Annotated in this window: 9 protein-coding genes; 2 read left to right on the plus strand and 7 right to left on the minus strand. The window is 48.7% G+C overall.

Going from position 1 to position 12,604, the window contains the following annotated elements; all coding sequences use genetic code 11:
* Window positions 1-127: 127 nt before the first annotated feature.
* Window positions 128-418 carry an antA/AntB antirepressor family protein gene (locus DPQ22_RS02585; RefSeq protein WP_150213028.1) on the plus strand — a complete coding sequence of 97 codons (291 nt, stop codon included), beginning with the start codon at window positions 128-130 and terminating at the stop codon, window positions 416-418.
* Window positions 419-943: 525 nt separating this feature from the next.
* On the opposite strand, the gene DPQ22_RS02590 is transcribed toward DPQ22_RS02585, so the two are convergent.
* The 7 genes from DPQ22_RS02590 to DPQ22_RS02620 all read right to left on the minus strand — a co-directional run bounded on the left by DPQ22_RS02590 (window position 944) and on the right by DPQ22_RS02620 (window position 10,806).
* Window positions 944-3,010 (minus strand): AIPR family protein, encoded by a 2,067-nt coding sequence (locus DPQ22_RS02590; protein WP_150213029.1) that lies wholly within the window; start codon window positions 3,008-3,010, stop codon window positions 944-946.
* A gap of 54 nt (window positions 3,011-3,064) precedes the next feature.
* Window positions 3,065-3,919, minus strand: a complete 855-nt coding sequence (locus tag DPQ22_RS02595) for a PD-(D/E)XK motif protein (protein WP_190323105.1) — start codon at window positions 3,917-3,919, stop codon at window positions 3,065-3,067.
* A complete protein-coding gene (locus DPQ22_RS02600; RefSeq protein WP_150213031.1) occupies window positions 3,909-6,671 on the minus strand; it encodes a Z1 domain-containing protein in 2,763 nt (920 codons plus the stop codon). Before DPQ22_RS02600 ends, DPQ22_RS02595 begins: the two co-directional genes overlap by 11 nt.
* A complete protein-coding gene (locus DPQ22_RS02605) occupies window positions 6,664-8,136 on the minus strand; it encodes an ATP-binding protein (protein WP_150213032.1) in 1,473 nt (490 codons plus the stop codon). Before DPQ22_RS02605 ends, DPQ22_RS02600 begins: the two co-directional genes overlap by 8 nt.
* Complete coding sequence (locus DPQ22_RS02610; protein WP_150213033.1) at window positions 8,137-8,574, minus strand: very short patch repair endonuclease; 438 nt, start codon at window positions 8,572-8,574, stop codon at window positions 8,137-8,139. It abuts the gene before it with no gap.
* Window positions 8,567-10,108 (minus strand): DNA cytosine methyltransferase, encoded by a 1,542-nt coding sequence (locus DPQ22_RS02615; protein ID WP_150213034.1) that lies wholly within the window; start codon window positions 10,106-10,108, stop codon window positions 8,567-8,569. The genes DPQ22_RS02610 and DPQ22_RS02615 overlap by 8 nt, the downstream gene beginning before the upstream one ends.
* Window positions 10,109-10,536: 428 nt before the next feature.
* Window positions 10,537-10,806, minus strand: coding sequence for a hypothetical protein (locus tag DPQ22_RS02620; RefSeq protein WP_150213035.1), 270 nt, complete (start codon window positions 10,804-10,806; stop codon window positions 10,537-10,539).
* A gap of 387 nt (window positions 10,807-11,193) precedes the next feature.
* Between DPQ22_RS02620 and alr the strand changes: the two genes are divergently transcribed.
* Window positions 11,194-12,447, plus strand: coding sequence for an alanine racemase (gene alr, locus DPQ22_RS02625; protein WP_150213036.1), 1,254 nt, complete (start codon window positions 11,194-11,196; stop codon window positions 12,445-12,447).
* Window positions 12,448-12,604 lie beyond the last annotated feature (157 nt).

The raw sequence follows: 12,604 nt of genomic DNA on the forward strand, positions 1-12,604 counted from the left end.
ATTTGGCCGGGTGGAGAAGCCTTAATATAATACCCGCAAGGGAAATAAGGCTCGGCGTCTTGTTGCGCTAGTTGACACCCGGCTGCCCGTTTGGGCAGCTTCAACACTAAACAGCAAGGAGGTCACTATGACCAATGCAATATTTATCCCCATCACCCAAAAGCAAATAGAGGGCGAGGCCGTGCAAACGGTGGACGCAAGGGCGCTGCATGAATTTCTTGGGGTGAAAGAAAAATTTGCGTCTTGGATTACCCGGCGCATTACTGATTTTGATTTTCAGGAAAATGCGGACTTTTTACCTTTTTCCGAAATTTCGGAAAAAGGGCTTTTCCGCCGTCCGCGGCAGGAATACGCTCTTTCGCTGGATATGGCAAAAGAGCTGGCAATGGCTGATTGCGATATATATTTAACAATATGAATATTTTTATTAAATTCCAACTCATCGCGCACCACACAACTGCTAAATAATATAACCCGCTGTTTTGCCATATGTCACCTTATTTTCTTGACAAGAAAACGCATGGCCGCTTTATTTGAAAGCCCTTTGAATGGGTTTTATAAATTCCAAAACCTATTGTCCGGCTACAGGGGGGGGCTTATTCTCTGAAGGGAGATAAGTCACGCCTATTTGAACCCTGCGTAAAGCTGCCTGGGAGGAATATGCAACGCAATTAAGCGCGTGTTCGGCCCTGACTAGTCAAGCCAATGTTCAAACACGTCTCCGGGCAGATTTCACAAGATAATTCTTCAGAGCGACACGGAATCAAAAAAGTTACTTCTGCCGATTGGCTCCATGAATGGGCCAGGGCGCACACTCTTTTTAGGCACGGCATAAATTCTTTGGGTGCGCGTTCCGCACCTGAAATCAAGATAAATGCAGAGAAATAAAGGCTCTTAGCCCTGCGTACCCAGAAAATAAAACCTGTTAGCTAAAGTAAGTAAATTAGAAATTTATTCCTTCGAGTTTTACTTTATTTAATATCTCGAGCAGAATCGTGGACTGTTTATCCGATGGAATTTTGCCTGGCATCTGAACCGCAATCTGAAGAATCCCAAGTTCCTTGGGTGTGAAAAGTTTTCGTTTTGTGCCTTCAAGTGCGATTGCCTTCCAGCGCTGCGCAGAAATTTCAAAAACCTTTTTCTGTGCTTCTATTCCGGTATCAATTTTCTGTACCTTGGCTGCATATTTTACGTCATGCTTCGCCTCATCTTTTGAAATCAGTGAATCAAGGAATTGCTCCGTCAGCAGAGCTTTCAGCTCTTTTATGCGACCTTGAAGCCTATCCCAGCAGGCTTCTTTTTTACACCACTCTGAAATGTTGGAAATACCAGCGGGCGGTTTCATTATATCATCATACACAAACTTGGCTGTGGTCAGCAGCGCATCTGTCGTTACTTCGTTAATATCCTGTGCATCCCACACCTTCAGAAAATCAAAAGATTTTCCCATACCGCACACCAGCTTTGAAATTATTGCCAGTGTATAAGCCACGATATTGGCGCGGTAGCCGCCATTATACCAAGTCTGGCCTGAAATCATCTTTTCAAGGCGTTTGAAAATAATGCCACGCGCTACCACACGCTTGAAATAAAACTCATTAAAGCCATCAGGTGATTTGGCCCACTCCCGGCCGATGCGCCGTGCATACTGGGCAAAGTTTTTCTGAGCGCCATAATTTACATGCGTTGGCTTTTCATCCCATACGTTTTCAAATTTCGCCATGTCAGTTTTAGAGAACATCTGCGAGGTTGGGAATTCAGCCAGAAATTTCTTCTTATCAGCCTTTGAAACCTTCGCCTGCGCGTCTGCATACTGACCTCTGGCGCGTTCATAAAACCATTTTGATTCTCTGATTGCCCCGCGTAGTACCGGAGCCCACAGGCGGCGTGAAAATTCCTCCATTCTGATATGGAACGGATGGTTGGAAAAGAAGTCAGCGGCATTAACTTTGTTCTGCGTATTGGCATATTCAGACATGCGTGGGATTACTTCTTCACCTTTTTCACTGTCCACCACTGACAGCTTCATCTGCACGAAAATTTTATCCAGTGATGCCTTATCCTTACGGTTCGTATGGAAAAGCGAGGCTGTAGTCTGCCCGCCGTTAACCACTTGAAGGTCTTTAATCTCTAGAATAAACATGCCTTCACCGTTCTTATCAATTACGACTTCACGCGCTGTTGCGGTAATGCCGTTATTGTATGCGAAAAACATGCTGGGGTCATTCATGATAGTGCTGCGAATGCCTTTGTTGACCTTGCCCCGCGCCTGAAGGAAGCAGCGCACGTTTTGTTCAAGCAGTCTGTCACCATATTTGCCGTACAGTTCGGCCAGGACACTGGCAGGCATCACCATAAGGAAAGATTCATACTCGGTTGAATCAATATGAGCAGGAAGGCACTGTATGCCTCTGCCAAAGATATCTGCAAAATTAATTACCAGTTCTTCTTTTGCGCCTCTGGAAGTGCTGATACGATGCAGGCGCGTAATATCCCAGATATTATAATTAAACGTCCATGCACCGTGTTTCTTTTCCTCAAAACCGGCAACCTTTTCACTTAGCTTGCGCTCGGTAATCAGGTAAAAATTTACCCGTGTACAGGTGGCAGCCCGCACCGAAATATCTCTGGCAAGACCGTAGCCCAGAGATGTTTCTTCCAGTTCGCGATAAAGAGCCTTTTCAGCGCTGGCAGTAAAGAAATTTTCTACCCGCTTAAAGAGCGCGTCAGCATCAGTTCTTGTCAAAGTTTCCAGTGTTTCGCGGTTAGCAAAATCAGTAATGAACAGGTCAAGGGAAATGCCATCATCATTATACCAGTACCCATCAACCCGCATACCCCGCGGAGCCTTGTACTGGCAGGCTTCGAAACCTTCTACCGCGCCGGAATCCTCAAGTTCGCGTGTTGTGGCCAGCGCAAATTCAGCCTCAAGAAAATCCTCCCTAGCCTCTGCGCCGGTTAAAAGATTTTGCCGGAAATCGTGGAAATATTCCTCTAAATTTATGCTCATAATTTACTTCTTGGCTTGAAGTCTTTTCTTAAAAAATTCTCAATGTTTGTGAATTTAATGAAATAGGAAACTTTCTGCAACTTCACAGGTTTTAACCTGTGAAACGCCAAAGCAAGGCAGGCCATAATCTGGAATATCAAACAGCCTGCCATCAGGTATTGCCAGCACTTCACCGGCCAGCCTGCTCCTGATTCTGTCCACCAGCGAATTAAGAGAAATGACGCTGCCGCCCTGAATATCCTGCATGAGAAAAATAACATATAGATAAAGGGCGTTCAAATGCGTTGTGAGCTGGCCTTCAGTGGAAATGCAAACCCCATCAGCAAATGAAACGTCAACAGATTTAATTTCCACCGCTTTAGAGCCAAAAATAAAATCATGTGGCGCACCTGGTGGGCCTTGCCATCTTTCAGCCGCTGTCTGCGCTGATACATGGCCTTTATCAATACATTCTTCAAGAAATGACAGTTCGGTGAACAAGCTTTGAAACTCCTGGCGTGTAAGAACACCTCTGCTGACCTTGCTTAAAAATGCCCGCCAGCGTTCCAGACGCTGATAAACCAGATTGAGCGCAGCCGAAAGGTCAGGAACAGTGCGTGTCTTTTCAATAATGTCATTACAGAGCGCATGGAAAATGTCAGCGCTTTCTGATGTTAAAAGCGTCAGCTGAAAATACATATGCCCTGAATCCGGCAGCCTGCGAATATCCGTTTTTATGCCGGAAAGTTCTATTTTACGCTGCCTTAATCCTTTCTCATCAAGCCCTGGCAATGCCAGCGCCAGCAGCGCTTTGCCGTTAGAATCCTTACCCCATGAAAAATCATGGTGATGTGTGTCATTAACCTGAATCAGCTTCAGGCCTGTCTGCGGAACCGCAATATCATTCCAGGGAAAACGATTATTCGTCATAATCTTCCTCGTTATCCAGGTCATCACTGCCGTCACGACGATTCTGCCTAATCCAGACTTTGTTTACAATATAGGGAATAGTGGTTTTATAATCTCCGTCCGGGAAGGCCAGGCCAATGGCAGGAACCTGTTGCAGCAGGATCTCCTGTGCCGCTGTTCTGGCAGGTTTATAAACCAGATCCAGCGCATGAATCATCAGCAGCGGGCGGCCGCGCACAAAGCGATAATATTTATCCGCCATGTTGCCGCCATCATTGGCAGCCATTTCCCGTGCCTGCCTGATCTTTTCCGGCGGCAGGCCGATAATTTCCGCGCCACGGCTGGCAACTCTCTGCTTATTGGTTACATAGTAGCCCGCTTCTTCAGGTGGCTGCCTGATTAGGCGGGTATTTTCTTCCGGCCCTGCCTTGCTGCCCACCGCACGCTCCTGGCATAAAATATAAGCGCTGCTGTCCAGTTCAAATTTAGACTGGCCCGGTTTTTCAATCTTCAGCGAATGGAAGGCAATATCTACCATCGGATATTTGCGGGAAATTGCCTTAAGGTAATCCAGCACCGCCATTTTATCACTCTGTATAGAGCGGTGATAACGGAATTCACGCAGAAAATCATGGGCCAGTTCCCAGTTGACGGATTCCCAGAATAGTGAGCTTGAGCCGTCCAGCACCCGCAGTGCGTCAGAATGCCGGGCTTCCAGTTTCCCATACAGTTTACGCACGGCCTCCTGATTGTTTGCGGTTGGTTCTTCTTCTGAAGGCAGAATATAGGTTTCTCTCAGATCTCCGCTGAAGGTAAGCTCCAGCGGACGTAATTCAGCATCGCGCATTTTATTGGCAGCGGTTACCGTCAATACCCCATGATGCGCCCGGACATAAAGACCAAACTCTTTTGGTGTCAGCCCGTCACGGCGCATCTGCTTGATGCGGGAGCGCAGCTCTTCTGTTGCCTCAGCAATATATTCATACCAGCCCTGCGAATCATCAGAGAGCCATACCTTGCATAAATCCTCATAGCCTGGGCGATAGCCAAACCAGCGACCCATCTGCATCAATGTGTCATACATTTTAGTATTGCGGTACATATAGCTGACAGTCAGCCCTTCCAGTGTCAGGCCGCGCGAGAGGCTCAAACCACCCACCGCAATGGCGGTAAGCGATTCTTTATTATCGGAGGCTTTTTTATAATCCAGCGCTTCATCGGATCGGCTGTTTACGATAACCGTTTTAACGGCCTCTGTTGCGTCAGCAAGAATGCGCTGCACATCAGGCCATTCTACCCCGCTGTCGGCATAAAAATCATCAAAAGCTGTTTTCAGTTCTTTTATGGTTTTATTCTGCAGCGCTGCTGAAACTGGCAGAGAATGGTTATAGCGCACCTCCCGCTTCAGAATTTCCAGATAAAAGGAGATAAAGTCCCTCACCTGCCTTTGCACATTAACGAAGCGCGACAGGTTCACCATCATAGTAGTATGTTTTGCCGCCTGCCCACGCAGCCGGCGGATAGCTTTAGCAAGCACAAAAACCCGGATTGCCTCATAGAGTGATGGCGGCAGTTCCTTTACGGAGTAGTCTTTTGTTTTATGGTTAATCGGGATATAAGGCTCTGCGTCTTCAATCGTTTCCAGTATTTTCCCGCTCTTTTCTTCGTCCAGAAATACCCGGTGAGCGCCGAAATAATCTGTTGGCGCGTCAAGGCAGTAAATGAAATCACGCGGGAATAGGTCATCCTTCAGCATTTCATTTTCAGAATCAGGGTTGATGAAGATATTGGCGTAAGGCGTTGCCGTATAACCAACATAGCAGTGTTTCTTGAACAACTTCAGGATGCGGCGTATTTCCTGGTTAGTTTTTGTGGGGTCTAAATCCTCCCTGTTGGTGTTGATGGAAGCATTGTCTGCTTCATCATCAATCATCAGCATAGGAATATCTGTAATCTGCTCGCCGCCAAAAGTGTTCCCATTTTTCAACCATGAAAAGAGGCTTTGCAGTGTTTTGACATTCTTTTTAATAACCACGATCACTGGCTGGCTGAAACCCTGGAGGCCGGCTCCCAACTGGTGAGCAATCCGCCTGGTAAAATCCTGGCTGGTATTGGTCAGCGAAACCGGGAATCTGCGGTTTTTATTCATCTGGCCCACGCCAGTCAGCCTGCGCCTGGCCTCAGGCGTGCTGTCACGTCCTGTAAAGCCCAGGTCGATGCGCTGCTGGGTCTGCCTGCGCAGATTATTGTGAATACCGGCAATGACGATAATAAATTTATATCCTGCATCAGCTGCCTTTGTAACGAGGCCAATATAATTTGCTGTTTTGCCGGATTGAACATGGCCGATAACCAGCCCCCGGCGGTTTTTTTCAGAGGCATCAGCCGGGTCTTTTAACAGGCCGAGGATCTTATCCGTTACATCCCCCAGCGTATTTACAACGCGCGGGTGCCATTCTTCTTTCAGGAGCAGTTTTTTATAATCGTCCCAGTAGTTGAAGGCTCTCTGGCGTTTCTGCGGCCAGTTTTCATCATGATCTGTGGTATTATCAATCAGCGAAACACCTTCTTTCATGCTGTGCACCAGCCTGGAGCACACATAATCCACAATCGCGTCAAGCTGTTCTGCGCTTAAACCAAATGGCGCAACAGATTTCTGTGCTGCTTCAATAATCTGATCCCGCTCCAGGTTATCGGCGCTCATCAGCTTTTTAACCAGAAGTTCCTTTATCGTGTCTGAAACCAAATTGGCTTCATTTGCTGCCTCAGGCATGGAATTTTTCCTTTATTAACTGTTCTGTTTCCTGCGGGTAATTACAGAACGGTTTTAGATTATTAACCGTTTTGCGGAACGCATCTGCCTCTGGCGGCTTTTCAGCTGAAAGAATTTTAAACAGCAGATCCAGCCGCTGTGCAATAGCAGCCCGTTCAAATGCCGCTGTATCATCGAAATTTTTTGGCGTTATCGAGTAATCAGAATAAATCGCTTCTACCGGAACAGCCTCTTCAATAACGGAAAGCACTTCCTGAAACAGCCGCTGCTGCTCTGGATCCAGCATCTGCCGGTATGAAGCAATGACAGGGTGCTCTTTATTGACCGAATAATGCACCCCGCCATGCTCGGCGCAGCGCGACCAGCATGGTTCAGGATTTTCATCAAACAGCTTTCTGCCGCGCCCGATATGCACACGGGTGCTTTGCTCGATAATACGGTTCAGCACCTGGCGCAGCGTGTCCTTGACCTGCGGCGGCGGGTATGCCCGTGATTTTTTAATATCAATCGTCCAGAGTTCGTCCAGCGCGTTAGGAAAATCAATTTTTACGCGCGCCAGCCTGGCCGCTTCACCCTTCGGTGCCAGCCGAAGCCAGTTGCCCCACGCCATCAGGCGCTTATTGCGATAAATATAAACGCCCTGATTGGTTACAAATTCGCTGCGGCTCTGGTAATAATCATACTCATGCGGAGACAGCTTGCTGTGGTGCGGCAGAATATAGGGCTGAATCCTGACCTCATGGCCGCGAATACGGCAGATTTCTTCCGGCAGTAACTGCGTTGCCCTGTTGGAAAGGCAGAAGGGGTCAAACGGCTCAAGAGCATGGCCATTCATTTTTATTACAAGTTTCCCGCTCCTGGCATCACCGGTCAGGAATCTGTGAAAAACCAGTGCGAGGTGGCGATCCACCATTTCCATTTTCTCATAAAGCAGGGTTTTGTCTGGTGCTGAATTATCGCAGAGCCTGTCCAGCTTTTCCCACAATACCATTGTGCCGGTTGCGCCTGATTCTGCAATACAGGGCAGCGCAGAAATTTCTGCCGGCTCAAGAATGCCAAGCACCCACTCATCTTTTTCAGAAACGATGTCTAAATCCCATGCCGCCGCTTCCAGCTTTTTGTTCTGGCTTGTGACGACTGTGAGCCTGCGGCATTGAGAAAAAGACGCCGTTTTAAGGCCAAGACCAAAGCGGCCAAGATCATCAGCTGTGCGTTCAGGGCGCAGGCGTTTCGAACCATATCGCATAGCGGCAATCAGCTCTTTGCGGTTCATGCCGCTGCCATTATCAATTATGCAGAGCCATGGCGAAGGGGATTCAAAATCAAAGCGGATACAAACTTCTGACGCGTGAGCCGCAATGCTGTTATCAATGATGTCCGCTATTGCTGTTTCGGGTGAATAGCCTATATCCCGCATGGATTCCGTAAGTGAAGAAGCCCGGGGCGGAAGGGAGTGGGGAATCATTTACGTGTCTCCGTTCATTTTCAGCAGGCGCTGCTGCAGAAGGCTCTGCACTTTCGTAAAAGTTTTGGCCGGGTTATTTTTTATTTCACACTCCCACACAACCAGCGGCAGCCAGCCGCTTCCTGCCAAGGATCGAATTTGCTCAGCGTCACGCTGGACAGTGCGCCGAAACTTATTATCCCAGAATTCATGGCGGGATTTTGGTGTATAGCAATATTTGCAGTTTTCATGCCTATGCCAGAAACAGCCATGCACGAAGATTGCTGTTTTGAATTTCGGCAGCACAATATCAGGTTTCCCAGGCAGATTTTTGCCCTGCAGGCGAAAGCGGAAGCCGCCCTTGTGCAGCATGGAGCGCATGGCGATTTCAGGGCCAGTATTTTTTCCCTGAATGCGCGACATATTCCAGCTGCGGCGTTCTTTAGCCAGTTTATCCATCAATCCTGACCCGTTTTAGAATGTCGTAAACAATTTCAGCAATCTGCACTGAAAGCAAGGGTGGTACAGCATTGCCCACCTGATGGTATTGCGATGTTCTGTTGCCTTCAAATTTGTAACTATCGGGAAAAGTCTGAAGCCGTGCTGCTTCTCTTACAGTCAGGCTGCGGCATTGTGATGGGTCATAATGAATGAAATAATGCCCGTCCTTGGAAATATGAGAGGTGATTGTAGTTGAAGGCCGGTCTTTTACCTGAACGCGGAATCTGTCGCCAAAATAATCCTTTGAAACACCATTCTGCACGTTGCGGTGTGCTGGCAGAAGCGTGGCAGGAAAATCAACGAGCTGTGCCGACTTTCCATTAGCCATTGCATAGGATGATGCAAATAAATAGCGATGAAGGTCGCTCAGCATATGGCCGCGGCCAGCGTGGCTGGTGACAACACCGTCACAGCCATTCCGGTACCACTTACTGTACACCTTTGGCTTGCCCTTGTATTTGAGCGTTTCAGCACCCGGTGTAAGTTCACCATTAGATAAAATACTCAACGCCTGATCAATTTTCTGAACGGTATGATAGAGGCCGTTGGCGCGGCCGCTGATATACCATTTTGAGCCAGTTACTTCAAAAAGCCGGTTTTTCCATGCTGTAAAGGAGTCAGCTTCCCTGGAAAGAGTGCTGCGAATGCGAGGCAGGTCGCTGATTGTATCTAAGACTGAAGGCGCTTCGTTTTTGCTCAAGCGCTCTGGCGTAATATCAATATCGTCACGAATGCCAAGAATCAGCACACGATGACGAGCTTGTGGAATGCCGTAATCTTCTGCCCTGACCAGAAAAGCGGTCGGATCAATTTCATCATTCTCATTATCATCGACCAGAGAAAACAAGTTATAGCCAAGGCCGTTTCTCCTGCCAGTCAGGGCAAGGCCCGGCTGGCGTAAATTATTCATTATAGGCTCAATTATTCGCTTGCCGCCATGCTGTGCAGAAAGCATCCCTTTGACGTTTTCCATCACAAAGACAGGTGGACGGTGGTCTGCAAGAATTTTCAAGTATTCCCGATAAAGAAAATGGCGCTCGTCATTCTCGAAGTCAGGATTAGAATTCATACGCGCTCTGCCAACCAGCGAATACGCCTGACATGGCGGGCCACCAACCAACACCCATTTTTTGCTGTCCTGAAGTTTGCTGGAAATCAGGGCTTTAACTTCCTTGTGCGGGGCCTTGCCAAGCTCAATGCAGCGCGCTTCATCGCGTGCCATAGCACGTTGACGCGGAAAATTTTCAAAAAGCTTATCGCGCGTAATCCCACCCTTCAAATAATGCCAGTAATCATCGGGAATATTATCAGCGCCGAACTGACGGTAAAAACTCCGCATCAACAACGTTGAATGTGCAGCGGGATCTTTTTCGATGGATAAGCTCAGATTAAAAGGGTTCTTTCCGTTTTCCTCATATGCAGCAAAGCCTTCTCCGAGCCCCCCCGGGCCTGCAAAAATATCTATTACTTTCAGGCTGTTACTTGAGGTCATTTATTATTTTTTCGGCGGTCGTTGCTGCTATCCATTTATCAACCTCACTGTTACGGAATCGCTATGCGCCCCCTTAAAGCCGGGGGGGCGGTCATTAGAGGCTGATAGCTCAACTGTTTTTGCCGGTTCCAGCCTGGCCGCCAATTCTTTTGACAGTGCCTATTACCGGCTTAGGCGGCAGGAATTTTGCCGATTGTTTACGGAGAATAGAGAGGATTGCAGGAAAAAACAAGCGAAGCAAACCTGGTTCGCATCACTATTGAGAAAGATTATGGCGTGTTTATTAAAAGGAGACAGAAGCCGGGCAGGGCAGAGCAGCGCGGCCGTTGCCGGCTGTTATGGCTGCTGCCGATAAGGTGATAAGCTTTTTTCAGCGGGGCAGGGCGGTAAAGCGGCGCGGCAAAAAGGGCAGGCTGCTCCGATTATGTTTAGCGTTTATTGGGGCTTTGTGCCAGGGCAGAGGCGGCTGCACTTTTGGCGGTGCGGCTTGATTTTGAACTGGCGAGAACCTTGCCTGCTGCCGAAGCAGCTCTTTTATGCGTCACTTCCGCATTGGCTTTTTTTGAATGATCCGGCCGCTGTGTAAGGGCAGAGCCTGCTGCCCTTTTTTCCAACCTGCTGGATTTTGAGCTGGCCAATATTTTAGCGGCTGATGAGGCTGCACGAGCGCCGGTTACTTCCTTATTGGATTTTGTCATTTTTTTCTCTTCAGAGGGATCAGATTTGTTGAGGGGCTAAGAATTCATAGCTCTAAAAGATAGTGTTGACAGAATAAAACTACGAAAATTCCAGCGGTAATGCTAAAATAGAGCATAATAAGCGTGTGTGAAGTTTAAAGCTGCTTATTTTACTGTATTTTTGTTGTGAGAGTTTGGCTGCCTGGTAAAAACGGCACCGCCTGCCCGGTGCAGAGCCGGGATATAAGGCTGAGCCGTTTGGCCGCCGCGCCCTGCGTAAAATACAAAAATATAAGCATAAATATAGCTATTGCGCAAAAATGCCATAAAAGCGGCATAATAGGAGCTGGACAAGTGTCAACCGGATTATTGGGCACAGCATAGCGCCGGCCGGCAAAAACAGAGAATATGATGGTGAATACGCGTATATTTGACGATAAAACCGGTGGCAGCGGGGTATTAACGGTTAATCTGGCTGCTTTGCAGCATAATTACAAAGCTTTGCAGGAGCGCGCCCGGGGGGCTGTCGTGGCGGCTGTGGTCAAGGCTGATGCTTATGGTTTAGGGGCGGCTGCTATTGCCTCGGCGCTTTATGAGGCGGGGTGCCGGCTGTTTTTTGTCGCTCAACCGGCGGAGGCCGCTATTGTCCAGGCGGCTTTGGCCGCCGCGCAAGCAGTGCCGGCCGGCCGGAGCAAAAAGCAGCAAAGCGGCAGTAAAGCGGCGGACAAAGACAAAGTCATAATCGCCATTTTAAACGGGGTGCTGCCGCATGAAGCTGCGGCCGCGGCGCGCGCCGGCTTTGTGCCGGTATTGAATTCTATTGATTCGGTGCGGGAATGGGCGGCGTTAAACCGGGCAGAGCGGCGCAAATTGCCGGCTATGCTGCAATGTGACAGCGGCATGGCGCGGCTGGGGCTGGATAAAAATGAGATAAAGGCACTGCTGGCTGCCCCTGAAATTCTGGCAGAAATGGAGGTAATAGCGCTTATTGGCCATTTATCCTGCGCTGATATTGAGCAAAGCCCGATAAATGCAGCGCAAGCGGCGCGTTTTTTGGCTGATGCGGAAAATTTGGCTAAAGCGCTGCATTACCGCCCGCCGCTAAGCCTTTCCGCCTCCAGCGGTTTGGCTCTGGGTGCGGAGTTTTATCTGGATATTGTGCGCCCGGGGCTGGCGCTTTACGGCCTGGTGGAGGGTGGGAACCGGGCCGGAAAACTGGAAGCAAGCCTGCGCCCTGTGATCACGCTTGAAGCCGGAATTTTGCGCCTTGGCCAGGTGCAAAAAGGCGAAACTATTGGCTATGGCGCCACTTATAAAGCAACAAAATCATTGCCGACAGCAACTCTCTCGGCCGGCTATGCCGATGGCTGGCCGCGCAGCCTGAGCAATAAAGGCGCTGTATTTTATCGCGGTGTGCGTCTGCCGCTTATTGGCCGTATTTCTATGGATTGCATGGTGGCAGATTTAAGCCCGCTGCTCGATGCAGGGCAGGCAATGCCCGCGCGCGGCGATTGGGTGGAGCTGATTGGCGAACATCAATCACCGCATGATATAGCGCAGGCAGCGGGAACCATTGCTTATGAAATTTTAACTTCTCTCGGCCGCCGTTACCAGCGCCGATATTGTTTTATGCCGCCAGATAGGGTGCAAGACAATCAGTGAACGGCGTTCCCCCTTTTTCATTTTTCGGCGGGGCTTTTATTGTATTAAGGCGCAGTTTTACCCGGTTACAAGCCGCCTGTCCGGCAATAATGCCGGTTTTGATTAACCGGTTTTTGTTAGATTTTGTTAAGTTTCTGCCTCTTTAGATAAAAGAATC

This window comes from Candidatus Tokpelaia sp., assembly GCF_008636115.1.
Lineage (GTDB): Bacteria > Pseudomonadota > Alphaproteobacteria > Rhizobiales > Rhizobiaceae > QLZD01.

Coding starts and splice junctions, on each gene's coding strand:
- DPQ22_RS02600 (WP_150213031.1), bottom strand. CDS start 6,671: ATGCCTGAGGCAGCAAATGAAGCCAATTTGGTTTCAGACACGATAAAG.
- DPQ22_RS02595 (WP_190323105.1), bottom strand. CDS start 3,919: ATGACGAATAATCGTTTTCCCTGGAATGATATTGCGGTTCCGCAGACA.
- DPQ22_RS02585 (WP_150213028.1), top strand. CDS start 128: ATGACCAATGCAATATTTATCCCCATCACCCAAAAGCAAATAGAGGGC.
- DPQ22_RS02610 (WP_150213033.1), bottom strand. CDS start 8,574: ATGGATAAACTGGCTAAAGAACGCCGCAGCTGGAATATGTCGCGCATT.
- DPQ22_RS02615 (WP_150213034.1), bottom strand. CDS start 10,108: ATGACCTCAAGTAACAGCCTGAAAGTAATAGATATTTTTGCAGGCCCG.
- DPQ22_RS02605 (WP_150213032.1), bottom strand. CDS start 8,136: ATGATTCCCCACTCCCTTCCGCCCCGGGCTTCTTCACTTACGGAATCC.
- DPQ22_RS02620 (WP_150213035.1), bottom strand. CDS start 10,806: ATGACAAAATCCAATAAGGAAGTAACCGGCGCTCGTGCAGCCTCATCA.
- DPQ22_RS02590 (WP_150213029.1), bottom strand. CDS start 3,010: ATGAGCATAAATTTAGAGGAATATTTCCACGATTTCCGGCAAAATCTT.
- alr (WP_150213036.1), top strand. CDS start 11,194: ATGATGGTGAATACGCGTATATTTGACGATAAAACCGGTGGCAGCGGG.